This window comes from Natronococcus sp. (genome assembly GCF_047921035.1).
In the GTDB taxonomy this organism is placed as follows: domain Archaea; phylum Halobacteriota; class Halobacteria; order Halobacteriales; family Natrialbaceae; genus Natronococcus.
On the sequence record NZ_JBLRWX010000017.1, the window covers coordinates 16,828 to 43,339 of the forward strand.

Annotated in this window: 21 protein-coding genes; 8 read left to right on the forward strand and 13 right to left on the reverse strand. The window is 66.8% G+C overall.

What is annotated here, in order from left to right:
• Nucleotides 1–51: 51 nt before the first annotated feature.
• Nucleotides 52–294: a MarR family transcriptional regulator gene (locus tag ACNA7R_RS05565; protein WP_416282569.1), complete on the forward strand. Its 243-nt coding sequence runs from the start codon at nucleotides 52–54 to the stop codon at nucleotides 292–294.
• A 36-nt stretch (nucleotides 295–330) separates the two neighbouring features.
• Here ACNA7R_RS05565 and ACNA7R_RS05570 read toward each other — a convergent pair whose 3' ends face one another.
• Nucleotides 331–1,341 (reverse strand): lipid II:glycine glycyltransferase FemX, encoded by a 1,011-nt coding sequence (locus ACNA7R_RS05570; RefSeq protein ID WP_416282570.1) that lies wholly within the window; start codon nucleotides 1,339–1,341, stop codon nucleotides 331–333.
• A complete protein-coding gene (locus ACNA7R_RS05575) occupies nucleotides 1,338–2,963 on the reverse strand; it encodes an alkaline phosphatase family protein (protein ID WP_416282571.1) in 1,626 nt (541 codons plus the stop codon). Before ACNA7R_RS05575 ends, ACNA7R_RS05570 begins: the two co-directional genes overlap by 4 nt.
• Before the next feature lie 237 nt (nucleotides 2,964–3,200).
• Between ACNA7R_RS05575 and ACNA7R_RS05580 the strand changes: the two genes are divergently transcribed.
• Nucleotides 3,201–4,358 carry a DegT/DnrJ/EryC1/StrS family aminotransferase gene (locus tag ACNA7R_RS05580; protein WP_416282572.1) on the forward strand — a complete coding sequence of 386 codons (1,158 nt, stop codon included), beginning with the start codon at nucleotides 3,201–3,203 and terminating at the stop codon, nucleotides 4,356–4,358.
• Here ACNA7R_RS05580 and ACNA7R_RS05585 read toward each other — a convergent pair.
• The 4 genes from ACNA7R_RS05585 to chrA form a co-directional block, all read right to left on the reverse strand.
• Nucleotides 4,298–5,896 carry a helicase HerA domain-containing protein gene (locus ACNA7R_RS05585; protein ID WP_416282573.1) on the reverse strand — a complete coding sequence of 533 codons (1,599 nt, stop codon included), beginning with the start codon at nucleotides 5,894–5,896 and terminating at the stop codon, nucleotides 4,298–4,300. The two genes, ACNA7R_RS05580 and ACNA7R_RS05585, sit on opposite strands and share 61 nt — an antisense overlap.
• 82 nt (nucleotides 5,897–5,978) lie before the next feature.
• Nucleotides 5,979–6,797 carry an ABC transporter permease gene (locus ACNA7R_RS05590; RefSeq protein ID WP_416282574.1) on the reverse strand — a complete coding sequence of 273 codons (819 nt, stop codon included), beginning with the start codon at nucleotides 6,795–6,797 and terminating at the stop codon, nucleotides 5,979–5,981.
• Nucleotides 6,797–7,474, reverse strand: a complete 678-nt coding sequence (locus tag ACNA7R_RS05595) for an ATP-binding cassette domain-containing protein (protein ID WP_416282575.1) — start codon at nucleotides 7,472–7,474, stop codon at nucleotides 6,797–6,799. Before ACNA7R_RS05595 ends, ACNA7R_RS05590 begins: the two co-directional genes overlap by 1 nt.
• Nucleotides 7,475–7,595: 121 nt before the next feature.
• The gene (chrA, locus tag ACNA7R_RS05600) at nucleotides 7,596–9,050 is read right to left on the reverse strand and encodes a chromate efflux transporter (protein WP_416282576.1); all 1,455 of its coding nucleotides are present in this window, start codon (nucleotides 9,048–9,050) and stop codon (nucleotides 7,596–7,598) included.
• Nucleotides 9,051–9,187: 137 nt separating this feature from the next.
• On the opposite strand from chrA, the gene ACNA7R_RS05605 reads away from it, so the two are divergent.
• Nucleotides 9,188–9,544, forward strand: coding sequence for a winged helix-turn-helix transcriptional regulator (locus ACNA7R_RS05605; RefSeq protein ID WP_416282577.1), 357 nt, complete (start codon nucleotides 9,188–9,190; stop codon nucleotides 9,542–9,544).
• Nucleotides 9,545–9,576: 32 nt separating this feature from the next.
• Here the strand turns inward: ACNA7R_RS05605 and ACNA7R_RS05610 are convergent, their stop codons facing one another.
• Nucleotides 9,577–11,454 (reverse strand): DEAD/DEAH box helicase family protein, encoded by a 1,878-nt coding sequence (locus ACNA7R_RS05610; protein ID WP_416282578.1) that lies wholly within the window; start codon nucleotides 11,452–11,454, stop codon nucleotides 9,577–9,579.
• 101 nt (nucleotides 11,455–11,555) lie between these two features.
• Here ACNA7R_RS05610 and ACNA7R_RS05615 point away from each other — a divergent pair, with 101 nt between their 5' ends.
• Nucleotides 11,556–11,732 carry a hypothetical protein gene (locus ACNA7R_RS05615; protein WP_416282579.1) on the forward strand — a complete coding sequence of 59 codons (177 nt, stop codon included), beginning with the start codon at nucleotides 11,556–11,558 and terminating at the stop codon, nucleotides 11,730–11,732.
• Here the strand turns inward: ACNA7R_RS05615 and ACNA7R_RS05620 are convergent.
• A complete protein-coding gene (locus ACNA7R_RS05620; RefSeq protein WP_416282580.1) occupies nucleotides 11,725–12,684 on the reverse strand; it encodes a transcription initiation factor IIB in 960 nt (319 codons plus the stop codon). The two genes, ACNA7R_RS05615 and ACNA7R_RS05620, sit on opposite strands and share 8 nt — an antisense overlap.
• Before the next feature lie 719 nt (nucleotides 12,685–13,403).
• Between ACNA7R_RS05620 and ACNA7R_RS05625 the strand changes: the two genes are divergently transcribed.
• The gene (locus tag ACNA7R_RS05625; protein WP_416282581.1) at nucleotides 13,404–14,000 is read left to right on the forward strand and encodes an ArsR family transcriptional regulator; all 597 of its coding nucleotides are present in this window, start codon (nucleotides 13,404–13,406) and stop codon (nucleotides 13,998–14,000) included.
• Between the two features lie 330 nt (nucleotides 14,001–14,330).
• On the opposite strand, the gene ACNA7R_RS05630 is transcribed toward ACNA7R_RS05625, so the two are convergent.
• From ACNA7R_RS05630 to ACNA7R_RS05640, 3 genes are all read right to left on the reverse strand, one after another.
• Complete coding sequence (locus tag ACNA7R_RS05630) at nucleotides 14,331–16,106, reverse strand: hypothetical protein (protein WP_416282582.1); 1,776 nt, start codon at nucleotides 16,104–16,106, stop codon at nucleotides 14,331–14,333.
• 431 nt (nucleotides 16,107–16,537) lie between these two features.
• Nucleotides 16,538–17,476 carry a hypothetical protein gene (locus ACNA7R_RS05635; RefSeq protein WP_416282583.1) on the reverse strand — a complete coding sequence of 313 codons (939 nt, stop codon included), beginning with the start codon at nucleotides 17,474–17,476 and terminating at the stop codon, nucleotides 16,538–16,540.
• Nucleotides 17,477–18,063: 587 nt separating this feature from the next.
• Nucleotides 18,064–19,860 (reverse strand): hypothetical protein, encoded by a 1,797-nt coding sequence (locus ACNA7R_RS05640; protein ID WP_416282589.1) that lies wholly within the window; start codon nucleotides 19,858–19,860, stop codon nucleotides 18,064–18,066.
• A gap of 365 nt (nucleotides 19,861–20,225) precedes the next feature.
• Between ACNA7R_RS05640 and ACNA7R_RS05645 the strand changes: the two genes are divergently transcribed.
• Nucleotides 20,226–21,545, forward strand: a complete 1,320-nt coding sequence (locus ACNA7R_RS05645) for a hypothetical protein (protein WP_416282584.1) — start codon at nucleotides 20,226–20,228, stop codon at nucleotides 21,543–21,545.
• 268 nt (nucleotides 21,546–21,813) lie between these two features.
• On the opposite strand, the gene ACNA7R_RS05650 is transcribed toward ACNA7R_RS05645, so the two are convergent.
• Nucleotides 21,814–22,212, reverse strand: a complete 399-nt coding sequence (locus ACNA7R_RS05650) for a hypothetical protein (RefSeq protein WP_416282585.1) — start codon at nucleotides 22,210–22,212, stop codon at nucleotides 21,814–21,816.
• Nucleotides 22,213–22,324: 112 nt separating this feature from the next.
• Nucleotides 22,325–23,914, reverse strand: a complete 1,590-nt coding sequence (locus tag ACNA7R_RS05655; protein ID WP_416282586.1) for an alkaline phosphatase family protein — start codon at nucleotides 23,912–23,914, stop codon at nucleotides 22,325–22,327.
• A 284-nt stretch (nucleotides 23,915–24,198) separates the two neighbouring features.
• Here ACNA7R_RS05655 and ACNA7R_RS05660 point away from each other — a divergent pair, with 284 nt between their 5' ends.
• Both ACNA7R_RS05660 and ACNA7R_RS05665 read left to right on the forward strand, forming a co-directional pair.
• Nucleotides 24,199–25,152, forward strand: coding sequence for a polysaccharide deacetylase family protein (locus ACNA7R_RS05660; protein ID WP_416282587.1), 954 nt, complete (start codon nucleotides 24,199–24,201; stop codon nucleotides 25,150–25,152).
• Between the two features lie 127 nt (nucleotides 25,153–25,279).
• The gene (locus ACNA7R_RS05665; protein WP_416282588.1) at nucleotides 25,280–26,380 is read left to right on the forward strand and encodes a Gfo/Idh/MocA family protein; all 1,101 of its coding nucleotides are present in this window, start codon (nucleotides 25,280–25,282) and stop codon (nucleotides 26,378–26,380) included.
• Nucleotides 26,381–26,512 lie beyond the last annotated feature (132 nt).

A 26,512-nucleotide genomic window follows, 5' to 3' on the forward strand; every position in this document is an offset into this window, starting at 1 on the left:
GACCGCGTTCGGAGTCGAGCGAGCCGGCGAATCCGGCCGCCGCGACCGGCGATGAGTGCGGCCGAGAGCGACGCCGTGGAGCCCGTCGTCTCGGAGCTCCCGCCGAGTTCGAAGCTCGTCTACAAGGTCCTCGAGTACGAGGGCCCGATGACCCAGGAGGAGATCGCGGCCGAGTCGCGGCTCTGTCCCCGGACGGTCAGGTACGCGCTGGGGACGCTCACGGAACACGACGTCGTCGACAGCCGGGTCAGCCTCGCCGACGCCAGACAGTCGAAGTACTGGATCGAAGAGTAGTTCGTTTCGCGTTCGAAACAGTTGGTTTCGGACCGCCTACCGCAGTTTTCTGTAGCGATCGATCAGCAGATCGAGGCCGAACGAGCCCGCCGTGATCGTGTAGTTGGTCTCGAGCCGGGGGTTGAACTTCGCCTTGTAGCGGTTGATGCTCGGGACGCCGGCCCCGACGAGGTCGTAGCGCTCGAGCCCCGCGTGGAGTCCGTCGCGCATGACGTGCCAGTCGAGCAGATCGTTGATCGGCAGGTCGAGTTCGGTGTCGGGCTTCACGCCGCCCTGCCAGCGGTACCGGGTCGTCCGCGATTCGACGACGAGGATTCCCCCGACGAACTCGCCGTCGACCCGGCAGACGTAGGGTCGGATCGCCCCCTCGGGAAGCTCGCGGTGGACCGCCCGGGCGAACTCGGGGTTCAGCTGGAACGATCGACCCTGGCTCTCGTAGCGGGCGGCGACCTGGTCGACGATCCGCTCGACGTCGTCGTTGTCACCCTCCTCGACGACGTAGGCGTCGGGGTCGGCGTTGCGGACGTTGTTCCGGGCGTCGCTGCTGAAGCGATCGAGCAGGTCGTCCTCGCTGCCCTCGAGGTCGACGACGTAGGTGTACCCGGGCTCGACGTCGTACTCGTTCCAGACGAACGGGCGGACGTCCTCGAACTCCGCGACGACGAACTTGGAGTACTGCGGGGCGAGTTCGCGGTCGATCCACTCGAAACAGCCCTCGAGAAAGCGCTGGATACGCCTGTCGGCCTTTCGCTGTTTGAGCTTGCCGACGTTCAGCACGGAGGGGCCGAGGTAACACGACCACGCCTGGGGCGCCGGCGAGAACGCGCCGGTGATCGGGCCCTTGTTGTACTCGAAGACCGGGAAGATCCCGACCGCCTCCTGGCCCTTGAAGCCGGCGAGCAGGTGGGCCGTCGTGTCGGTGTCCTCGGCCTGCAGGCGGATCGCCTCGGCCCGGCTGAACGGGTTCGTCCCGTCGGAGCGCTCGACGTACCGGTTCCACTCGTCGGCGTCGGCCTCCGGATCGAGAGCGGTGATCTCGACGCTCATAGGTACCCGAGGTCCGAGAGCCTGTCTTCGACGGCCCCGTCGTCGGTGACGGCGATCGTCGCCGGCTCGTAGGCCGGATAGTCGGCGACGTCGCTCTCCTCGACGACCGGAAGGGCGGTACCGTCCATATCGGCGTCGACCGGGACGTCGAACAGCGAACAGATCGTCGGCGCGATATCGAAGATCGTCGCCCCCTCGAGGGCGGCCGACTCGTCGAACGCCGAGCCGGCCGCGGCGACGATACCCGTTCGCTTGTGGTTCCACGTCTCGCGGGGCCGGCCGAACTCGGCCCCGCCGAGGTCGGCGACGATGGCGTTGTCGAACCCCCTGGGAACCGTGACGACGTCCGGTCCGTTGTCGAGATACGGACCGTTGAAGTACCGCTCCCGCGGTTCGACGGCCTCGAACATCGGCTCCCCGTCCGGGGTTCGCATCGTCGACAGCCGTTCGACGAGCGCCGAGCGGATCGACTCGTACTCCGAGGGGGGGACCGTGCCGTTCGGCTCGCGTCCCTCGAGGTTGATCCGGATCCCGAGTTCGCTCTTCGAGCGGACGTAGGCCCGCGACTCGGGGAAGTCGACCTGGGTGCTGGCCGCCCGGAGCAGGTCGTTGGGTACTCGCCTGCCGATCGGCTCCTTCAGGCCGACCAGATCGAGCGCGTCGGCGACCCGCTGGGTCGTGATCCCGACCGTCGCGGCGACGTTCATCGCCCGCTCGAGCGGGCCGGCCTCGTGGTCGTCGGCGTCGTTCCCGGCGAGCAGGTCGTTCTCCCAGGCCCGCGACCAGTCGGGCATCCCCTCGCCGCCCTTCCGCGCGGCGAGCAGGCCCTCGTTGTGAAGGAACTCGTTGACGCGGAACTCGTGGCCCGTCACCCGTCCCATCCCGTGGTCGCTGACGACCAGGACGTTCTCCGGGTCGTGGCGCTCGATGGTCGCCTCGATCTGGCGGTCGACCTCGCGGTAGACGGCCTCGACCGCGCGCTTTTCCCCGTCGCGCTCGTGGAAGACCGAGTCGGTCTGCTGGAACTGCAGAAAGCCGAAGTCGGGCTCGAAGCGCCGACAGAGGTAGCGAAACGCCTTCCCCCGCAGCTCCGTCACCCGCTCGTAGGCCTCGATCGACTCGGCGGGTTCGGCCCCGTTCTGGGGGTAGATCCGGTACTCCCCGCAGGCCTTCTCGACGTCCTCGAGGATCCCCTCCGGGTGGCAGTCGGGCTCCTCGGGCGCGGTCATCCCCGGGATCAGGGCCCCGTCGAACTCCCGCGCGGGGTGGGTTACGGGGAGGTTGACCACGACGCTCGAGAGCCCGTGCTCGCTCAGCAGCTCCCAGACGGGTCGTTCCCGGACGTGCGTCGAGTTGACGACGGTCCAGTCGTAGCCGTCGAAGGAGAGAAAGTCGAACACGCCGTGTTTCCCGGGGTTCTTCCCGGTGTACAGCGAGGGCCAGGCGCTCGCGGTCCAGGGCGGGATCTGGGACTCGAGGGGGCCGCTGGTCCCCATCTCGAACAGCCGCCGTAACGTCGGCGTCTCGCCCGCCTCGAACAGCGGCTCGAGGATCGGCCGACAGCCGGCGTCGAGCCCGATGACGAGTAATCGAAGACCGTCTCCGTCGTTCGAACCATCCATAGGCGACTGCTGTGCCCGTCCGGGCTTTGTTATGCAACCACTGGGCGGACTGTAGGCGGTTGCTGTCGGTCGCCGTCGGCGAGCAGTCAAACGCCGTAGTGCGGCTTTAGGGCGCGCCTATCGCCCGAAACGCCGTCGTATGGCCGACACGACTATACGGGTCGGTCGGGTACGCCGTCCGGTATGCTCGAGCCATCGACACTGCCGGCCGACGGGTCGGCTCGAGGGAGTTGATCCGTGGACTCGTCGTCGCTGCTCGCGCGGGCGTTCGGACGGCCGGACCCGAACGGAGTGCTGTCAACGCTCGAGGGACACGACCCGGGTCTGACGGCGTACGGGTCGGGAAAGGCGGCCCTCCGCGACGGGCTCGCGCCGGTCGCCGACGACGGCGGCAACGTCCTCCTGCCGGCGTACCTTCCCGACGGCGTCGTCGAGCCGCTGTTCGAACTCGGCCTCGAGCCGCGGTACTATCGGGTTCGTCCCGATCTCGGCCCCGACCTGGCCGACGTCGACCGCCGACTCGACGCCGAGACGGTCGCGGGCCTGTCGGTGGACTACTTCGGCTTTCCCCAGCCGCGGTTCGACGAGTTCGGCGCCCTGCTCGCCGAGTACGGCTGTCAGCACGTCGACGACAACGCCCACGCCTCGCTCAGCGTATCTGAGGGCACCCTGCTCGGAACGCGGGGCGACCTCGGCATCACGAGCCTCTGGAAGCTCCTCCCGATCCCCGACGGGGCGGTGCTGTACTGCAACAGCGACGCGGCTCGAGCGGCGTTCGAGCCGTCCTCGATCGCCGGGACCCGCGATCGGATCGACGGCAGCGACTGTCGCTTCGTCGCGAAGGCGCTCGCGACCGACGTGCTCGAGTCGAACGCGCGGCTCCGCCGCTCGATCGATCGCCTGCTCGCGGGCCGGAACGGCGCGTCTCCCGTTGCGAGCCCGAACGATCGGTACGAGGCCGGGAAGCGGCCGATGTCGAGGCTCTCCACGCGGATTCTCGAGCGCGTCGACGCCCGCGCGATCCGGGCCGCTCGGCGGGAGAACTACCGGACCTGGATCCGGCTGCTCTCGGGCCGTAACGACCTCGAACTCGTCCGACCCGCCCTTCCGAAGGGGATCTGCCCGCAGGCGGTCCCCGTTCGAACGTCGGAACCGGATCGGTTGCTCGCCGCCCTCGAGGCGGCGGGGATCTCGGACGCCCACACCTGGCCGCGCCTGGCCGAGTCGGTTCGAACGGATCCGACGTACGCGACCGCGACGAAACTGGCCGTGGAAACGGTCGCGATCCCGGTCCGCGATCGACCCGATCGCGACGCGTTAGGCGACGCCGTCGCTCAGTCGGCCCGTGTCGACGACTCGCCTGCCGTCGACCGGAGCCCGTCCTCGAGCCCGTAGGCCCCGGACCCGGTCCGCTCGAGCACCGATCGCGTTCGCAGCTCCGAGACGAGACTCTGGACCGCGATCGTCGACCGATCGACTCGCGTTGCTACCTGTTCGGTCTCGAGTGGCCCCTCCCGGACGAGCGTCTCGAGGATCTCCTCGCCGGCCTCGAGCGAGCACAGCGATCGGTCACAGGCCCGCTCGAGGCGGTCGGCCACCCGCTCCTCGTCGAACAGCGCCTCGATGTCGACGTCGTCGTCGTCGGAATCGCTCTCCTCGCCCGCTTCGTCGCCGAACTCGGTGTAGCTGATCTCGCGACCCGTCTCCGGCTCCTCGAGTTCCGCGACGCGCTCGCGCAACTGTTCTACCTCCTCGCGCAGTCGATCCCGCTCGTCGGTTCGGTCGGCGAGTTTCTCCCCGAGGCGTTCGATTCGCTCCTCGCGGTCCTCGAGTTCGGCCCCGAGGTCGACGACCTCCTCGTGGAGCCGACGACGTTCCTCGTCGTTTCCGGGGAGCTGTGACTGGGTCGTCTCGACCCCGGCGACGGCGTCGGCCAGCTGCTGGGCCGCCGTCGAGATGTCCCGCGCGGACTCGAGTTCGCTCTCGAGGGTCGCGATCCGCTGCTCACGTTTCTCGAGTTCGGCCTCGAGTTCGTTGACCCGGTCGGCCTCCCGTTGCTCTCGCTCGGAGATCTCCTGGAGGTCGCCGACGAGCGTATCGGAGACCGACTTGAGATCGGGTCGCTCGAACTCCTCGAGGCCGGGGGTCGCGCCGGCGTCGAAGGTCCGCTTGCGCCGGAACTGGACCTTCCGGACGTCGGTCTCGGTCCAGTCGGTCTGGACGAACGCCTGGCCGTCGTCGAGATCCGAGACGCGCTCTTTGTACTCGGTGTCGATGATCCGCCCGACGACCTTCGTGTCGTTGTCCCAGGTCAGCCGGTGCCAGACCAGCCAGTTGGCCTGCGTGATGAAGTCCTTTTTGACGTCCGCGGGGCGCTGGCTGATCCCCAGGATGCCGAGTCCGTGTTTGCGTCCGCGCTTGCCGATCTTGATCAGCATGTTCCCCGTCTCGCCGACACCGCCGCCCTCGGGGATGTACTCGTGGACCTCCTCGACGACGAGCAGGAAGGGCTTCTTGAGCTTCTTCTCCTTGACGAACAGCTGACGGGCGACCTCCCGCAACAGCTCGTCGGCTGCGTCCTCCTCGAGGTAGCCCGAGACGTCGAGGATGATCGGGACGTTCTCCTCCAGCGCGAGGGTCGCCATCTGCTCGGCGTGTTCGGGGCCGATCTGGACGTCGCACTCCTCGTCGGCGCCGGCGTGGAGCATCTCGTACTCCTCTTTCAGCCCGTAGTACTCGCCGTCGGTGTCGACGATCAACAGGGGGAAGCCGGCCTCGAGCAGCTCCTCGGCGATCACCGAGGCGGTGTTCGATTTCCCCGAGCCGCTCTTGCCGGTCGCGAACCCGCGACCCGTCAGCAGCTCGATCACCGGCAGCGTCAGCTCCGTGCCGTCGGCGGTCTCGCCGACGAGGACCTCCCGCTGGTCGCTCACCGGCCGACCACCCGCGGACGCGACTCGTTCATTGTCACTGTTGTTCGAATGCGAGACCTTGAATACTTTCTTCACGACGAGGTTAGCTACTCGAGTCCGTTTCGATACGTCGCAACTGCTCGGCGTCGGTGAAGACGTACTTGCCGATCAACAGGCTGCTGGTCATGCTTGTCAGTCCTCCTGCGGCGAAGATCATCGCCATGATGACGAACTGATAGAGCGCCGCGTAGATGGGGTTCTCGCCAGCGAGAATCATCCCGGCCATGATCCCCGGAATCCAGACCCAACCCAGACTTTTCAGCGAGTCAATAACTGGGATGAGAGACGCCTGAACGCCCGTCTCGACGTGCCGAGAGATCACGGCGGTCGGCGGCGCACCCAGTGCCAGTCCCACTTCGATCTCGGCTCGGTTGTCCGCGATCTCGCTTTTGAATCGATCCAGTGCGAGCGAGTTGATCTGCATCGCGTTCGCGATGATCATGCTACCGACCGGGACGAGGTTTCGGACCGTCGCCTCGATCGCGCCGGCGAGCGTCATCGTCACGATCACGAGTCCCGATCCGAAGACGATCGCGAAGAACGAGACTCGCACGACGCCGGGCAGCCCTTCGCCCCGGTTCTTCGATATCCACGTCGCGCCGATCATCATACCCAGGAGGATGACGCCGCTCCAGACGAAGTCCACCGTCAGCAACACGCCGACGATCGATCCCATCGCGACGATCTGGATCAGCCCCCGGACGAGCGCGACGCCGAGCTCTCGCTCGAGCGTCAGCCCCCGGAGGTGCGAAATGCCGACGACGAGCGCGGCGAGCGCGGCCGCGGCGGCAACCTGGACAAGCCCCGTAAGCAGAATCGGATCGGCGAACTGTTCGAGGAACTCCTCGAATACGGCGTCCATCACGCCAACACCTCTTCGACCGGACCGATGCAGTCGACGCGGCCGTCGCGGAGGATCATCACGCGGTCACCGATTCGTCGCGCCTGATCCTCGTCGTGGGTAACCGTCACGACGGTGAGATCGAACCCGCGGATGAGTTCGACGAGAAGCGCCTCCACGCGCTCTTCCGCCGCCGAATCGAGGTGGGAGGTCGGCTCGTCGAGCAGGAGCACGTCGGGGTCGTTCAGCAGGGTCCGGGCGATCGCGACGCGCTGTTGCTCGCCGCCGGAGAGGTCCTCGACATCGCGGTCCTCGTAGCCGGTCAGCCCGAGGCGTCCGAGCAACTCCTCGAGAGACGTTTCATCGACGGGTTCGTCTCGGAGGATCGAACCGCGAGCGGCGTTCTCGAAGACGGTTCCGGGGACGAGCGCGGGATCCTGCGGAACGAGACCAACGCGCCTGCGAAGCTCCCTCGGCGGCAGGTCGCGGTAGTCCTCGCCGTCAAGCACCACCGTCCCCTCGGTGGGTTCGTCGAGGCGGTTGAGCAGCCTGAGAAACGACGACTTGCCGGCGCCGGACGGACCCACGACGACGAGGACCGTCGACTCCGGAATCGAAACCGAAACGTCCTCCAGGATGCGCTCGCCGTCGACGACCCGTCCGAGGGCGCGCGTCTCGAGTTTTGGAGTCGGCGTCATTGTCGATACGGTCCTTGGCTCGCTCGAGCGAAAAGTGAGAATCGATCTGGTACACGCGAAGCGACGGACCGATCCGACGAGCCCGAACTGGCGGCCCCACGAGCCCGAAGAACGCGTCCGATCATGCGAGTACCACGAGATGGTAGAACAGCCCGGCGGCCATCGCTGCGGCGAGCGTCCGGAGCATTCCCTGCTTGAACCGGAAGATCAGTACGAACGAGCCGATGACGATCACCAGCGCGGCGACGTCGAGCGTCTCGAAGAAGGGGACGAGGAGGTCCATCCCGTACCCCTCGTACGTCCAGTGGTCTTCGAAGAGGACGTGCAGGCCGAACCAGACGGCGAGGTTGAGAATGATACCGACGACGGCGGCGGTGATCCCCGACAGGGCTGCTGTCAGCGATTCTTTTCCGCGGAGGTACTCGATGTACGGCGCACCGAGGAAGATGAAGAGGAAACAGGGAACGAACGTCACCCAGGTGACGACGACCGAACCGAGGATCCCGGCGACGAGCGGTTCGAGGGTTCCCGGATTTCTGTAGGCCCCCATGAAGCCGACGAACTGGACGACCTGCACGAGCGGGCCGGGCGTCGTCTCGGCCATCCCCAGGCCGTCGATCATCTCGCCCGGCTGGAGCCAGCCGTAGGTCGCGACGGCCTCCTGGGCGATGTAGGCCAGTACGGCGTACGCGCCGCCGAAGGTGACGACCGCGACCTGGCTGAAGAAGATTCCTTCCTGCGTGAAGATGTGGCCGGCACCGAGAACGAGGTACAGGCCCAGTAGCGGACCGAACCAGAGCGCCCCCCAGAAGACGGCGACGCGAGCGGCCCGCCACGTCGACGGTCGTTCGTGGTCCGCGACGAGTTCGTCCGAGATGACCGCCGGGGTCTCGCTCTCGTCGCTGGCGACTGGTTCCTCGGTACCCTCGTCGGAGCCGTGGCCCGTGATGACGGTGAACACCTCCGGGGCGTATCGGTGGCCGAAGAAGCCGACGAGTCCCGCGGCGAGAATGATTATCGGAAACAGGATATCGAAGACGAAGATACCGATGAACGCTCCCGCGGCGATGGCAACCATGGCCGCGTTTGCCAGCGCTCGAGAACCGATTCTGACCAGGGCCTCGACGACGATCGCGAGGACGGCGGCCTGAAGACCGAAGAAGATCGCCTCGACGGTCGTCACCTCCCTGAACTCCGCGTAGAGGATACTGAGCACGAGAATCGAGACGAATCCGGGGAGGATAAACAGCGTTCCGGCGACGATCCCGCCTTTCGTTTTGTGCAACAGCCAGCCGATGTACGTCGCGAGCTGTTGTGCCTCCGGTCCCGGGAGCAACATCGTGTAGTTCATCGCGTGGAGGAACCGCCGCTCGCTGATCCAGCGCTTCTGCGAGACGAGCAGTTTGTGCATCACGCCGATCTGGCCGGCGGGACCGCCGAAGCTGTAGGCGGCGACCTGTACCCAGACCCAGAACGCCTCGCGGAACGAAACGTCGTGGTCCGGACCCGAGACGGCGTCCTCGGTCGGCGGAACCGTGTCGGTTGGTTCGTTCGAGCGAACCGAATCATCTGTCATCAGTTACTGTCGATTACGGATCGAATTATAAGGTCGAGTCCGCCGTTCCACAGTCGGTCCGGGAGCCGACAGCCGCTTCGATCTCCCGAAGCGAAGGGCGGAAAACAGGTATACCCCCGGCCGCTGTTGGTCAGTGTATGACTGCTTCCGAATGCGGGTGTGGCTGTGACGAACCGGAAGTCGCCTACTACGACCCGCTCGTCGAAACGCTCGAGTTCCTCGCGAACAAGTACGCCCTCGAGACGATCAGCGTCATCGACGCTCACGGGCCGATGCGGTTCGCGACGCTCGAGACGCACCTCCCGGACGCGAGCAGTTCGACGCTCTCGAACAGGCTGCACGAACTCGTCGACGACGGGCTGGCGACGCGAACGCAGTACGACGAGATCCCTCCGCGCGTCGAGTACGAACTGACCGAACGCGGCCACGAACTCCGGGCGGCGCTCGAGCCGATGCTCGAGTGGTCGTCGGCCCGGGAGATCCCCGCCGACTGACGGCTCGCCGGTATCGGTACCGACACCTCGAACTACTCCTCGCTCGACTCGGATTCGACGGTTCGCTCCTGGACCGTGATCCCCTTCCGACCCAGGTGCTGGAGCTGTCGGCGGGCGAACTCCTCCTCCCGAGTCCCGCGGGTGGCCAGCACGTAGACGAGCGCGCCGCCCGCGGGTCGCATCGTGCGGCCCGCTCGCTGGGTTCCCTGCCGTCGCGAGCCCCCGAGCCCGGAGGCGACGATCGCCATGTCGGCGGTCGGGAGGTCGATCCCCTCGTCGCCGATCCGGGAGATCACCAGCAGGTCGCGTTCGTCCCGGCGGAACTCCTCGAGCAGCCGACGGCGCTCGTGGTGGGGCGTCTCCCCGCTGAGGAAGGGAACGTCGAGCGCCTCGGCGATCTCCCGGCCCTGCTCGAGGTAGTCGACGAACACCAGCGACTTCGCGCCGGGATGGGCCGACAGCAGGTACCGGATTTCGTCGATCTTCCCCCGGTTCTGGGCGGCGATGCGGTACTTCTCGCGGCCCTCCGCCGAGCCGTAGGCGTTCCCCTGCTCCTCGTCGCCCCACGGCACGTAGCGGATCTCGAGTTCGGGTTCGGCGACGAAGCCGGCCTCGAACAGCGCCTCCCAGTCGGTGCCGATCGGCGGGCCGACGAGGGTGAAGATCTCTTTCTGGCGGTCGTCCTCCCGGATCGGGCTCGCTGACAGCCCGAGTCGGTGGCGGGACTGCAGATGCGTGCTGCGTCGGTAGATATCCGAGGGGACGTGCTGGCACTCGTCGAACACGACGAGCCCCCACTCGCGGTCGTCGAACAGCGAGCGGTGGCGATCCATCCCCGCGATCTGGTAGGTCGCGATCGTCACCGGCCGAACGTTCTTCTGCCCGCCGTGGTACTGGCCGATCTGGTGGGGCTCGAGCGAGGTGTACTCCTCGATCGTCTCGGCCCACTGGCGAGCCAGGTCGCGACTCGGTACGAGGACGAGGGTCTCGCCGCCGACGTGGGCCATCGCTCCCATCGCGGCGACGGTCTTGCCGCTGCCTGGCGGGCCGACGAACACGCCCTCGCCGGCCTCGGCGAAGTGGTCGACCCACTCGCGCTGGTAGTCCCGCAGCGAGACCTCGAGGTCGATCTCGAGTTCCTCGCCGGACTCGAGGTCGCGGTGGTCCTGGACCGGGTAGCCCGCCTCGTACAGAATTCGTTTGATCGCGGCCTCGGCTCCCTCGCGGACCCAGTCCTCGGTCTCCGAGATGGGTGCGTGGACGTGCTCCTCGTCGAGCTTTTGGCGGGCGACGTTGCCCATGACCTCCGGCGTCCGGGCCTCGAGCACGGTGTAGCCGTCCTCGTGGGTGGTCAGGCGGAACTGGTGGGCGCGGTCCCACTGGCTGTGGACCCACTCCTCGAGTTCATCGTTGCGCTGACCCAGCGCCTGGCGCATCGTCCGGGCGAGGTCCTCGAAGGAGTCGTGGGGCGTGCTCCAGACGTCCTCCGGTCGGACGACGTAGCGGTACCCCTGCTCGCCGTTGGCGTCCGCGAGGTGGGCGAACTGCGAGAGCTGCGCCCGCGTGAACTGGTCGGGTCGATCGACGACGATCTCCCGGCGCTTCGGGAAGACGACGACGCGCTCGCGGTCGGTGAGGTCCTCGAGTTCGCTGGGGTACCAGACGACGGGATCCGTCGACACGGAGAGGCGCTCGAGGTCGCCCCGGGCGGCGAGGGTCTCGAGTCGCTCGCTGGCCTCCTCGTGGGGGATCTCGAGGGCGCGAGCGACGGCGGCCGCGGTGAGCACCGGGGAGCCCTCTCGCTGGGAGGCGTCGTGGAACTCGGCGATCGTGGGCTCCTCGTCGGTCGGTTCGTCCGTCACCTCGCCGGTGGTACCGTCGTCGGCGTCGGTCGAGGAGTGGTCGGTCACTGCCAGCTTGTAGCGGGAGTACGGGTAAACCGGTTACGTTCGGGACTCCGAAACGGGCGGTCCCCACACTATATGCGGATCGACAGCGTAACACACGGTGCATGCTCCGCGCGATTCTCCCCGAGGGACAGATCGTCTGCGAACGGTACGACCGAACGGACGACGGCCTCGAGCTGTACAACGGTGACGACGAGTTCGTCGCGTTCGTCCCCTACGCCAACCTGCACGTGCTGCTCGACGACGACGTCTACAGCGAGAACGAGCGGTCGATCATGTAGCCGGCTGCTGGTCGATCGCCTCGAGCTGCTCGCGGTACCTGTTTCTGACGGTGACGACGGTCGTCTGTGCCGTGTCGGCGACCGCTCGCTGAGGGATCGTCTCATCGCAGAGCAACCCCGCGGCGTAGATGGCCGCGGCGGCGAATCCCGTCGGCGACTTCCCCGAGTGCAGTCCCTGCGTGGTCGTCTCGTCGATGATCTCGATCGCCTTCGACTCGACGTGGTTGTCGACCTCGAGCTCCGAGCAAAACCGCGGGACGAACTGTCGAGGGTTCGTCGGCTCCAGGTTGATCCCGAGTTCGTCCGCGATGTACCGGTATGTGCGTCCGATCTCCCGTTGATCGACCCGGGAGACGGCGGTTACCTCCTCTAAGCTGCGCGGGATGTCCTCCTTGCGACACGCCGTGTACAGCGCGCTGGTCGCGACGCCCTCGATCGAGCGGCCCCGAATGAGATCCTGCTCGAGGGCCTGCCGGTAGATGACGCTCGCCGTCTCCTTGACCGGTTTCGGAACCCCGAGGGCGCTGACCATCCGATCGATCTCCGAGAGCGCGTACTTGAGGTTGCGTTCGCCGGCGTTTTTCGTCCGGATGCGCTCCTGCCAGACCCGGAGTCGATGGAGCTGGCCGTGTTTGTCGGCCGACATCGAGTGGCCGTTCGCGTCGCGGTTTCGCCAGTCGATCGTCGTCGTCAGCCCGCGGTCGTGCATCGACTGGGTCAGCGGCGCGCCGACCCGGGAGAGCTCGTCGTGCTCCTGGGCGTTGAACGCCCGCCACTCCGGCCCGTAGTCGATCGGATCCTCGGTCAGGACGAGCCCGCACTCCTCGCAGACCCGCTCGCCGCGGTCCGGATCGTGAACGATCGTCTCGGTTTCACAGTCGGGACAGCGGGCAGCCTCCCGACTCCGTGACTCCGATTCGGCTCTGGCGTGATCGACGATGGACCGCGTCATCAGTACCGAGAACCCGTCCCGACACTGTAAGGGGGTCACATGGTTTCGCGAGAAACCGAGACTTACTGATTCGTGTCCGAAAGCGCCATCGAGTGAACGTGCGATGACCGAGCCGTCGTCGCATTTCCACCCGATACCGAAACGGGACTCGCGTCGAGAACGGTGTTCGAGAACGCCCGTTCGATGGGACGCGTCTCACCCGACCGCCGGTCGCGGCCGGCGAATACCCGTCGATTCTATCGTTTCAGCGGGGACATAAGGTAAATCTCACGTTCATCGTGTAAGCCCCGTTTGCGGGTTCGAACCGTCGGCCGACTTTATAGCCTTGCAGTCGAAGGCATCGATCCAGTGTCGCGTTACCGACCCGTCCGTCCTCGACGCCGGTCCGCCCGACCCAGCCGTACGTGGTCACTACGCATCGCCAATCGGTCGATACCGCGACCGCTCTGTCGGCCGGATGGGCCCTCGAGCGGTCGGTTTCGGCCGCTCACGTCGCCTCCGGTCGGAAGCCGATCCGTATCGCCTTTGCAGGCGGTGCGAAACGTGGTTGTGCTTAAGAGAATCAGTGTTGGCGTACAACACGGTGTGTCAATCGTGATCGCAACGTCGCTTTCGAAGCTGCAGCGGTCGCTGTCGGCCCGACAGCCCGACCGCTACAACCACCGGTCCCGAACGAAATCAGCGGGGACCGGACGTACAGATGGGGGAGGCGTTCGCTGATGTCGTCGATCGACAGCTCGCTTCCCGACGAAATCGCCTCGGTTACCGAGACCGACGACGACGGTCGACTTTCGAAAGACGTCATCTTCGAACTCCTGAAAAACCGGCGCCGAAGGGAGGTTCTAACCTACCTCCTCGAGGCCGACGAGACCGTCACCCTGGGCGAACTCGCCGAGCAGATCGCGGCCTGGGAGAACGACACGAGCGTCAACGCGTTGAGCTCCGACCAGCGAAAGCGGGTGTACGTCGCGCTGTACCAGACGCATCTGCCGAAGATGGACGACGCCGGTATCGTCGAGTACGACCAGGACCGGGGGCTCATCACGCTGGCGGACAACGCCGATCTGCTCATGATGTACCTCGACACCGACACCCACCAGCAGGATCGGTGGGACCGGTGGTACGCCCTACTGAGCGTCGTCGGCATCGTCGTCGTCGCCGCAGCGACGCTCGGACTCCCGCCGCTCGCCGCCGTTCCGACGATGGCTCTGGCCGGAGCGGTCGTCGGCGCGTTCTCCGTGCTGACGGTCGTCCACGCCGTGACGAACCGGCAGGCCGAACGGACCGTCAACGGCAAACTCTCCAGAATCGACTGAGTCCGCCCGTCTCCAGCCCGTGGTCGTCGTCCACAGCCGGCGGGAGCCGAACCACCCGCCGGCGGTCGTCGTCTCACCCGCCGATCGAGCAGCGGCGGCCTCGAGCGCCGGCGAGCGCTCGAGAAGGACTTTTATTCATCTAGCTCGTAGTGACGCTTGGCTCCCAGGACCGCCATCCAGTACCGGAACAGTTCGCGTGCCAGCTGCTGTTCCTGGCGTGGGAGCCGTCTTCTACTTGAGCGACGAATCGGGGAGTGGCGACGCCGCAGCGGCGTCGCGAAACGCCGTCGTCACCGTCGGTCGGGACCGGGCCGTGTCGCGGTCGACCGGTTACTGATCACGAGCGTTGTACTGCACGTCGACGGCCGCGTCGCCGGCGAGCTGGAACGCCGTGATCTCGCCCTCGAACCAGTAGGCGTCGCGCCAGTCGGAGACGGTGCCCCGAACGGTCGCTCCCTCGATGATGTCCTCGTCGTCGATCGAGGCGTCCCGGTACTCCGATTTGACGACCGATCCGTCGACCGTAAAGGAGTACACGCTCGGCGCGTCGGCCTCGGTGCCGTCGATCACCAGCGCGTGGGGAAGCAACTCGCTGTCGCCGTACTCGTCGGGATCGACCTCCTCGCCGTCGACGGAGACTCGAGCCTCGCCTTCCGAGAACGTGACGTCGGTGAGCGTCCCCGAGAAGCGGAACATCCGGCTCCCGTCGGTCACGGAGTCCTGAACCGTCGAGCCGGAGCTCGGGATCTCCTCGTCGTCGGCCTCGATGGTTCCGTCGACCGTGATCTCGTAGCTCGCCGGCTCGCCCGTGCCCTCGAGCTCGAGGACGTGGGGGAGTTCGGGGCCGTACTCGTCGGGGTCGATCTCCTCGTCGTTGAGAACGACGGTCGCGGGTCCGTCGACGGTGACGCTCTCTACGTCGCCGTCGAACCGGAAGGCGTCGATCCAGTCGGCGACGCTCCCGTGGACCGTCCCGTCCTCGAGTTCGAGACCGTCGTCGATCGTCGCACCCTCGTCGGTCGAGGGGACGACCTCGCCATCGACGACGAACTCGTAGCGGCTCGCGCCGGAGGCGTCGCCCTCGAAGCGGATTCGGTTCGGGAGGTCGGTCTCGTCCGCGTCGTCTTCCTCGTCGTCAGTTGAGGGTCTTGATCCCTGGCTGGCGCCGGCCGCGGCTTCCTCGGCGCTCGTCGGAACACCGTCGGGGACCGAGAGGTCGGGGTCGGTGGCGACGTCGCCGGTCTGGACCTGGCCCTGCGTCCCGCCGCTGTAGGCTCCCGACCGGAAGTCGATCGTCCCGCCCTGGTGGGTGAGCAGCGCCGCGGCGTACGGGCCGGCGGCGAACTCCGAGTCCTCGATCGTGACCGGACCCGGCGACCAGGCCCAGACGGGACGGCCGTGCTGTTCGGTGTAGCCGCCCCAGCTTCCGTTCGCGGTGGAGTAGTCGGTGTCGTCGTTGTACGCGACGCAGTCGACGATAACGTCCTCGGCGCTCGCACACCGGAACGTCGCCACGCCGTTGTTCTTGCCGTAACAGGACTCGAACCGGACGCTGCCGCCGCTGGCCGTATTGGAGCAGTAGAACCCGTTGTTGGGCCACCCCTGAACGTTACAGTGGCGGAACGTGACGTCGGCGTTGCTGTCCTTGTGCAGGAAGACCGCGCCGGGACCGTGGACGAAGCTCTCGCCGCTCTTGTTCGCCCCGTCGCCGAGGTAGACGTTCTCGACGAGGACGTCGCCGGCGGGAACGTTGATCGTGATCGCGAAGTCCCCGCCCTGGTAGAGCCCCGAAAAGCCGACGTTCCGGATCGTGGCGCCGGCGCCGGTGACGTTCAGCAGGATCCCGTTTCCGTTCGAGACGTCGATCAGCGTGTTCTCGAAGGTCTCGCCCTCGCCGATCTGGATCGTCTGCCCGCTGGCCTCGACGACGTCGTAGTCGTCGTCCGCGCTCGCGACGCCCGCGAAGGCCGCCGCAGCGGTCGTCGTCCCCGCCAGTTTCAGGTAGGACCGCCGATCCAGTAATCCGGGATTACCGCCCGTTTCCGACGGCTCGTCGCCGTCACCGCCGAACCGCTCCGCATCAAGTACCGAAGGTTCGCGTGCCATTGCAATCGAGTAATTCCGTACTACCCGTATAAAGTTTCTCCTCTAGTTCGCATAAAATTAACAGACACTAAATCGGCGGTGGCGATTAGTTACGTAGATTTTCTATTTTATGCCACGGAATATTATATACACAAGTGTTCGACGGCTTCTCGAGTAATTGCCGATTACCGGAGTCTGGCGTTCGATCGTGGCACCGATCTTCTGAAATAAGGAACAGTTATTCCGGCCGGCGCTCCGGATCGCGCTCGAGTCGCGGACGAAAAAATCGGCAGGAGGAAAGCGGCGGGTGGAGGACACAGCGGAGGGCCGTGTCAGCGGCGGACTGCGTCAGCGAAGAACTGCATCGGTGGAGGGCTGCGTCAGCGGAGGGCTGCGTCAGCGGGGCAGTTCGCGGTGGCGCGGTGGAGGGCAGCGCCAGCGGGGATCGGTCGTTACTCGCTTGCGGCTTCCTCGGCGCTCGTCGGAACGCCGTCGGGCACGAACGCCTCGGGGTCGGTGCCGACGTCGTCGTCGAACTGGACGCTCGAGCCGTCGTGTTCGGCGACCCCCGCCCCCTCGTCGTAGTCCGTGTCGCTGACGACGACGGTGGTGCCGTTCCCGTTCGCGCCCGCGTCGATCGCGGTGTTCGCGCCGTTCATCTCGAGCTGGCAGCCGTCGACCTCGATGGTACCCGGTGCCCACGCCCAGATCCCCCGTCCCTCGAACCCCTCCTCGTCGACGAGGACGCTCGAGTTCGTCACCCGACTGCCTTCGGTCGCGAGGCGGTAGTGGGAGACGTAACAGTTCGCGGCGAAACAGCCGTCGATGTGGACGGTGCCCCCGCCGGCGTTGCCGGGCGCGGACGCGTAGATCGCGTTGTCCGCGAACCCCTGGATGTTGAGGTTCCGGAAGTCGATGTGGCCGGAGTGGTCGGGGTTGACCCAGAAGGCGGTCTGGCCGTGGCCGGTGCCGGACCCGTTCTGCGAGTCCGAGCCGTCGCCGAGGTAGACGTTCTCGACGGTGCTCGTCGCCCCGCCGGTGTCGGCGACGCCGAACGTCGCGGAGCCGGCACCGGAGGTGTTCTCGCCGTGGAAGCCGACGTTTCGGATCGTCCAGTCGGTTCCCTCGGCGATGACGGTGATGTCACCACCGGTGGTCATGTCGATCAGTTTGTTCTCCCAGGTCTCTCCGTCGCTGATCGTGACGGTCTGGCCTTCGGCTTCGATAACCTCGTACTGCTCGTCGGCAGCGGCGGCGCCCGTTGCACCAACCGAGACCGCTGCCGTTGCAACCGCTGCGAGTGACTGCACGTAGCTTCGACGGGTTAAGGACGTCTTACTGTCCGTATTCGTCGCGTTACTCGCATCGGTTGTACGGGGTTGCTGCGCCATACAGTTTCGTAACCTGGCCTTACGGGATATAAACCTTTTCTTGTTATCTTGGGTTAAATTTACAGATTATATTGTCAGCATCACCCATCTGGACAGAATGTAGAACGGTTCCGTTACGAACATACGAAAGTCGCTCGACAGTGTCAGTCTCGCGGCGACGATGGTGAAGGAGTGATTTCGTGGACGGCGTCGACCTCTGGCGCTCGAGTAACCTCGGTATTCGCCGCGAAAAGCCGGCCTTTCCGATGACCGATCGTGATCAAACAGTGGTTATCAGTAGCGGGGAGTATGCCTTCGTTCAGTCTGGGTCGAAATTCGAAGTGGCCGATTCGTTACGTAGAGCGTGCAAACTGCTCGCTTCGCTCGCAGTTTCTACTGGGCGAACAGCCGTCCGAGACGCGCGACAGCGCGTCTCTCTGCGGAACGACGATCGAAGCGCGAGCGTAGCGAGCGGTGAGTGAGTCGTCTCTACTGACCGCGAGTTTCGCGCAGCCTTCTGCAGGACAAAACCGCGCCGCTATCTACTGGTACCGACCGCCGGAGCGACGGGTCGAGTCCTCGCTCGAGGAGCGAGCTCCGATTCGATCTTACTCGTCGTCGCCGCCCGTAACCGCGTACATCCGGAAGTCGTCGTTCGAGATCACTCGGTCCACGTACGGGTCGTACTCGAGCCCGCGGTAGGCGGTCTCCTCGTAGCGCAGCCCCTGGTAGACGTCGAACTCGCGGGTCTCGTCGAACGAGGAGATGACGATGTAGTGGTCGGCGTCGTTGTACGCGCCGCTGTAGTTCCCCTCGTTGAACGCGTCGGCGTCGAGTTCGCCGCTGGCCGCGGTGCCCGCGGTCAGCGACTCCTCGCCCTCGAGCCCGTTGATGCCGTGGTCGAGCCGGTAGGGGTCGTAGCCGATCCCCACGTACGGCGTGTCGTCGGCGCCGCGGTCCATACCCGTCTCGTAGCCGTTGTACGTCCCCTCCGGGACGTGTTGGCCCGGACTGTAGATGATCGGCGAGGCGTAGACCGTCATCAGTCCGAGCACGAGACAGGCGCCGAGGATCACCGTTGCGACGGCGGTTGCACCCGGCCTCGAGATGAACCGGGAGAGCCCGCCGACCCCGTGTGCGATCGCGACGCCCGCGAGGATCGTCAGCACGACGTAAATAAAGCCCATCTGGCGAAACGCCATGTTGGGCGTGCCGAGGAAGTAGAGGAGGAACATCCCCCCGAGGGGGACGAGCGCGGCGGTGAAGTACGTGATCAGCGACCGCCCCTCCGCGTCCAGCGCCGTGCGTCCGATCACGGCGACCAGGAGGAACAGTCCGACGACCAGCCCGATCACGGCGGCGTCGAGGAACATCGTGACGAACAGCTCCGCGAGGCTGCCGCCGATCTCGGTGAGCGACCCGCCCTGCTGGTCGATCTCCGCGCCGGCGCCGACGTCCGCCGCGAAGATTCCGGTGACGAACCCCTCGACGGCGTCGCGGAACCGCTGGTTGCTCACCGCCCAGAGGCCGAAGATCGTCCCGAGGACGACGGTCTGGCTGTGCAGCGTCGGCTGCTCGAGCATCGGGTGGTCGGCGTACCGCCTACGAGCGAGGTACTGGACGCCGCTGATCGCGGCGACGAAGACGACGACGTTGGCCATCTGCTGGGGGTGGACCAGCAGGAGAGCGATCGCCGAGAGGTACACCAGGACGCTGAACGGCGAGAGTCCGAACGGGAGCCGTTCGATCGTCGCGCGCCGACGGAGAAAGGCGACGACCGCGAAGACGACGACGGGAACGAGAAACAGCGCGTTCGAGTTGGTGTGGACGCCCATGTGGGTCGCGACGTTGTTGATCGGCAGGACCATCCAGGAGACGATCGCCGCGACGCCGACCGCGAGCGCGTTCCCGCTCAGATCCCGCACGGCGAGGGGAACGAAGATCAGGAACGGGACAAACGTAACCACGAGCGCGAACAGCAGGCCGCGCTCGATCGGGATTCCCCCGAGGAAGTAGAAGATCGAACCCAGCGAGTGGACGGCCGGGTAGAGCAGTTCGTGGGCCGCCATCTCCCCCTCGACGATGTCTCGGGTCCAGCCCAGATGCGAGAGGGCGTCGCCCATCCCGTAGAAGTAGTAGCCCCGGATCACGGGCAGGCTCACGATCGACGTCACCGTCGCGGCGCCCAGCCCGATTCCGACCGCCTGCTGGCGCCCGTAACAGGTCAGGCTCGCGCTGACGGCGATCGCCAGCGCCAGCGCGAACAGGATCCAGACCGGCGTCGGCGTCCCGGTGTAGACCGACGACTCGTAGGTGGTCGCGGGATCGTTCCGAGCGAGCGCGATTCCGGCCGCGAGCGCGAGAAAGCCGGCGGCGAAGAGCCAGTCGAGCGTCGATCGGTTCATGGGCTGGCGGTCCGACGTCTCCTCGGTGGTGTCGCGATACACATGTCCTGGCGCGAGCGACGTCGACGGCGGGGTTTGTTATAGGGAACCTACGTCGATTCCGGTCCCGACGCCCGCTCGAGGCGGTTTGGAGTTCGCGGAACGGAACCGAGCGGCGGTCGGTCGAGGCCCGTCGACCGGACGACGACCGCCGAGAGCCCGGCTCGACGGCGGGTCCGCCGGATCGTCGCGACCGGCGACGAGTATGCCGTCCCTGTCCGGTTCGGACGAGCGGCTACGGGCCGGTTTCTCCGGTTGCGGACGAGTCAACGACGTTGATGCTTTTTGTGCGCCCTCGGCGTGCTCTGGGAGAGACGAACTAGTCTATGAGTGCTATCATCATCGAACGGCCGACCGTCGACGGACGAACCCTCGAGTGCGAGGCCCGCGCCACGCCCGACCTCGAGCGGTTCCTGACGGGCGAGCCGTTTCGAACCGAGTACGACGTGCCGATCGCCGACGTCCCCGAGGGGATCCTCGCGATTCCCGTCCTCGCGCAGGTCTGTCCCGTCGCGTGGGCCAACGGCGCCGACGTCTACGTCGAGACCGTCGACGCGACGTTCGCCCGCGCGCTCGAGGACGTGAAGGAAACGCTCTGCGGGATGTACGACTTCCTCGAGGGCGGCACCCTCTATGCCCGGCGGACGATCGATCCCGACCCGCCGGCGGACGGCGAGGGCGACGGCGAGAGCGGCCTGCTGTTCACGGGAGGCGTCGACTCGACGTGTTCGTACGTCCGCCACCGCGAGGAGGAGCCGACGCTGATCAGCATCCGCGGCTGGACGATCACGCCCGATCCTGCCGACGACGACAAGTGGCGTCACCTCACCGACCGCGTCGAGTCCTTTGCGGCCGAACGGGACCTCGAGACGGCGTTCCTCGAGTCGAACATGCTCTCCTTCCTCGATCACCCGATGCTGTTGGCCCACTACAAGCGCCACGTCGACGGCGCCTGGTACAGCTCCGTCGGCCACGGACTCGGCCTGCTCGGGCTCTGTGCGCCGCTCGCGTACGCCCGCGGGATGACGGATCTCTACGTCGCCGCCACCCACTGGGCGGGGATCGACCTCGAGTGGGGCTCCCGCCCCGACATCGACGACAACGTCCGCTGGGCGGGCACCCGGTGTCACCACGACGGCTACGAACTCACTCGCCAGGAGCGACTCGACGCCATCGCCGACTACGTCCGGAGCGACGCCCCGAACCTCGAGCTGCAGACCTGCAACCGTCAGATGAAGGGGAACTGCGGGCGCTGCGAGAAGTGTTACCGGACCGCCGTCGGCCTCCGCCTCGCGGGCCTCGAGCCGACCGCCCACGGCTACCCCTTTGCCGACCACGAGTACGAGCGACTGCGGGTCGCCCTCGAGGGCGGCGAGTGGGTGCTCGGCCAGGACGAGCGCTACATGTGGGAAGATATCCGCGAGCGCGCACGCGAGGTCGAGCCCGAGTCGGCGACCGAACGCGCCTTCTTCGAGTGGCTCGAGCGGGCGGACCTCGAGGACCTCGTCTCCGAGTCGGGCCCGCCGCTGTCCCACCGGCTCCTCCGGGCGGGCGCGAGAAACGCACCCAACGGCGTCTACAACAGAGTGTATCCGGCCTGGACGGCAGCCAGGACGGGGCTCCGGCTGGTTCGCTCCGATCGGTAGGGAACGGCGAGGAGACGCTCCCGAACGCCCGGGACGAGACGGTGGCGGGACACGGACACGTCGTCCAGGCGACCGGGCCGGAGCGGTTCGTCGAGGCGGTGCTCGGGTTCCTCGAGGAGTCGGGTTGAGCGCCCCGGCGCGTCGCGTCGCCGGTCCGGCGCCGATCCGCGTCGAGGTGACGTTCGTCGTGCGTTCGGAGTCTCGACTCGAGTAGGCGGATCGACTCCGGGTGGATAGTCGGGAAAAACGAGGACGCGGCGCGGCGATCCTATCGGCCGATCGGATCGTCGTCCTCGGGTTCGTCGATATCGACGTTGATCGGGTCGGTGTCCTCGCGTTCGCGCTCGCGGCGGCCGGCGCTACCGCCGCCGACGGGGATCTTCGTCCGGAGATCCGACGCGAACGACTGGACCTGATCGACCAGCGTGCTCACTTCCTCCTCGAACTCCTCGACGGATCGCTCGACGTAGTGGACCCGCTGTGCCGGGATCCGGCGAACGATGTCGCGGCCCTCCTCGTCTTCGTCCGTTTTGATGATCCAGTGGTCCTGGAAGTAGGCGACGTGTTCGTTCGGCACCGTCTTCTCGACGGTTCCCTCGTCGGGGTCGTCGTAGACGATCGTTGCCTCGCCGACGTCGCGCTCGAGTTCGAGATCCTCGTCGACCATGCGTGACACTGCGGGCCGACGGGGGGTAGTCGCTGTGCTTGCAGGCCTCGGGCGGCGACGTCAGCCGTGGGGGTCGGCCTCGAGTGCGGGCCCGCCGAGCCCGCATCGTCGGTCACTCCATGTATCCCAGTCCCTTCAGCCGATCCTCGACGTCGGAGAAGTCCTCCTCGACCTCGCCGCCGCCGGTCCCGGAGACGCTAGTTCGTTCGACCTTCGTCCGCGAGGGGGTCGCCCGTTCGTCGAAGGCGTCGAACAGCACGCGGCCGTCGGTGTTCTCCGGGATCGGTTCCCCGATCCCGTGGAGCAGGGTCGGCGCGACGTCGACGACGCGGGCGCCCCGAAGCGTCGCTCCGGCGTCGATCGAGGGGCCCCGACAGAGCATGATCCCCTTGCTGCGGTGGCTGGCGGCGTACGTGCCGGTTTCGCCGAACGGCTCGTCCGTGATCGTGTTCCGCGAGTCGTAGCCGTCCCGACCGTTGACGACCAGATCCGGCGACCGGTCGTCGGTCGGGAACAGTTCGTCGCCGTCGAAGACCTCGAGCACTCGAGTCCCGTCGGCCTCGGTGACGGACTCGAACACCTCGACGAGTGTCTCCTTGACGTTCGGGATCTCGCTCGGTTCGACGACTCCGTGCTCGAACCGTTCGGTGTCGTTGACGTAGCAGGTGCCCGCGCCGTGGACGAACGCGACGGTTCGGTCGTAGTCGACGTCGTAGAGGGCGTGATCGCCCGGAATCTGCTCGGCGACCGAGTCGACCAGTCGTCGCGGGAGCGTCGAGACGAGCATCTCCTCGGAGATGCCGACCCGATTGAGCGTGTTCGTGATCGTGTCCCGGGAGATACCGAGGCTCGCGAGCGCGCCCCGGGTGCCCTCGTCCTCCTGTCGGAACAGGTAGCCCTCGCGCTCGAGGATGTGGTTGACGTACACGAGCCGGTCGATCGGCCCGAAGCCGTGGTCCGAGATGACGTAGAGGTCGGCGTCGTGCTCGTCGGTGTACTCGATGACCTCGCCGAGGATCCCGTCGAGTCGCTTGTAGTGTTCGAGCAGCGGCTCCATCTCCCAGACCAGGTGCTGGAACCGGTCGGGAGCGGTGTAGACGAAGAAAAACAGCTGCCAGTCGTCGCCGGCCTCGTCCATCTGCAGGCGCATCAGCTCGCGTCGTTTCGAGAGCATCTCGTCGACGGCGTCGGGGAACTCCTCGAGGCGGTCGGCGTACTCGGGGTAGTCGAGGCTGATCTGATACTCCGGCACGCGTCGCTCGAGTTTCGACTGGAACTCGGGCGGGTAGGTGAACTCCCGCTCGGTCGAGGGCGTCATCATCCCCGACACCATCGTCCCGTCGATCTCCCGGGCGGGGTAGGTCATCGGAACGTTGCCGACGTGGGCCGGCGAGAGCTGCTCCCAGAGGGCCGGCTGGCGGCGGTCGTGGCTCGTGTACATCCGCTGGGAGTACTCCGCGGAGAGTTTCTGGAAGCCGTAGATGCCGTGTTTGTCCGGCCAGACCCCGGTCGCGATCGAGGGCCACGCCAGCGGCGTCGTCGGCGGCCGGGTGCTCTCGAGGACGCCGGAGGCTCCCTCCGACCGCATCCGGGCGAAGTTCGGAAGCTCCCCGGCGTCGGTCCATCGCTCGATCAGTCGCCACGGTACGCCGTCGAGTCCGAGGACGAACGCTCGCTCGGACGCTTTGGAAGATCCGCTCATGATTGGGTATCGAGACGTCGGAAACGTCTACTGTGGTGCAGGTGACCCGACGACCGCTTTGTTATAGATCGGCTTCAGCCAGGGTCGAGATCGGCCGACGGAGCGTTGTCTCCCCCTACCGACCGACGGCTCGTCGGCCGGCCGCCGGCCGTTCGTTAGCGGCCGCGGGTATCGGTCAGTTACCCGGTAGAACGGACGAGAATCGGAGTGGAACGGCGCCCATAACAAAACGATTTAGCCCCTATCGGCACCCACATGAGCAATCCTCAACGGTGGTGGACGCTGTGGGAAGCGTCGTGATCTCGCTCGACGCCGAACTCGGGTGGGGGTTTCACGATCTCGAGCCCGCGCCGACCGATCGGGTCGAGGCGGGACGACGCGGCTGGGAAGTCATGCTCGAGCTGTGTGCCGAGTACGACGTGCCCGCGACGTGGGCCGTCGTCGGCCACCTCATGCTCGAGTCCTGCGACGGGCGACACGCCGACCACCCGGCACCCGAAGGGTGGTTCGCCCGCGAGCGCGGGGAGTGGGCCGACCGCGAGGACCTGCGGTTCTGTCCCGACCTGGTTCGTGCGATCCTCGACGCCGACGTCGACCACGAGTTCGCCAGCCACTCCTTCTCGCACGTGCTATTCGGCCGGCCCGGGACCGACCGCGAACTCGCCGCGGCCGAACTCGAGCGAAGCGTCGAGCTGGCCCGCGAGTGGGGGCAGACGGTCGACTCGTTTATTTACCCGCGAAACGATATCGGGCACCGCGACGTGCTCGCCGAGTACGGAATCGGCGCCTACCGCGGTCGGTCGCCGACCCACGACGGGATCCGGGGGCTCTTCGACTCGACGCTCCGGGATCGATCGATGATCGTCGAGCCGACCGTCGACGAGTACGGGCTGGTGAACGTCCCGGCGTCGCTGTTCCTGTTCGGCTTCGAGGGACCCGCGCGGACGGTCGCCGAATCGGTCTGGAGCGACCCGATGGTCGTGCTGGCCCGCCGCGGCATCGACGAGGCCGTCGACACCGACGGCGTCTTTCACATGTGGCTCCACCCGAACAACCTCACCCACGGGCGCGACGACGAACGGATGCGAGCGGTCCTCTCCTATCTCGACGAGCGACGTTCCGAGAGCGAACTCACCGTCGAGACGATGGCGGACGTCGCCCGCCGAACGAACACGGTCGACGGGATCGACGGGGCCGCAAGCGGCATCGATAGCCGGGCGACGGCGAGACAGCCCTGAGTTCGGGCTCGCCGACCGATCCGCCACCGTCTAGGCCGCGTATTCGTGCGGAAGGGGCGATCTACTCGCCGTTCGACGGCGGTACGACGGCGATAACAAAGCCCGCAGCCACCACGTTCTCGAGCGAATGCTCTCACAGTTTCGCGGCCGGTCGACCGACTCGAAGCCGCTCTCGATCGGCGTTCTCGGGGTCGGGAACATCGGCATGGTGCATCTGAAATCGGCGCTGGCGATGCCCGGCGTCGAGGTCCGCGCGGCCGCAGACGCGGTCCCGGAGAACCGCGCTCGAGTCGAGCGGGCCGGCGTCGAGCGAACGTACGACGACTACGCGGCGTTGCTCGCGGCGGAGGAACTCGACGCCGCGGTCGTCGCGCTTCCGCCGTTTCTCCACGCCGAGGCCGTCGAACGGGCCGCCGAGTACGGGATCGACGTCTTCGTCGAGAAACCTCTGGCTCGCTCGACGGAGGAAGCTGACAGGATGCTCGAGACCGCTGAACGGGCGGGGATCGCGGTCGGCGTCGACCACACCCTCCGATACCAGCCCGACATGGTCGGCGTCAAGTCGGCCTACGAGGAGGGTGGCGTCGGCCACGTCCCCTACGCCTCGATCACCCGGCTCAACGACGGTCCGCTCGGCCGACCGCCCGCGGACACCGCGCCCCCCTCCTGGCCGCTGGATCCGAACGCGGTCGGGGGCGGCTCCCTGCTCGAACTCGGAGTCCACTGCTTCGACGTCCTCGAGTGGCTGTTCGGCGACCTCGAGGTCCGGGACGCGACGATGGGACACACCCTCGAGATCCCCGTCGAGGACGCCGCGACGGTTCTCCTGCGGGCGCCGGAGACGGAAACGACGATCACGCTACACTGCGGCTCCTACCAGTGGGAGAAGCTGCCCGAGGTGAACACGCGGCTGCGCCTCGAGGGGATCACGGGGACGATCACCAACCGGGACCACCTCCCGGAGAACTTCTACGCGGACGCGGCCCGGGCGGCCCTCGAGAACGTCGCCAGCCGCGTCGGCGGCGAGCGGACCGTCTTCGGCCCCACGTTCTACCTGCGGGCCCACTACGACGCGCTGGCGGACTTCTGCGAGGCGATCCGAACCGGCGAGGAGCCGCCCGTCAGCGGGCTCGACGGGCGGCGATCGCTCGCGCTGGCCGAAACCGCCTACGACCTGGCAGCCGAGACCGCCGAGGAGGAACTCGAGGTTCCGGAGGTGCGGCCGTGAGCCGCGTTCGTCTGGCCGCGGTCGACGAGGACGGTCGAGGCGGCTGGCGACCGAACGTCGACGTGCGAACGGCCCGCCTCGAGTCGGCCGTGGAGGCTGTCCTCGAGCCCCACCGGGAGCGGCTGGCGGGCG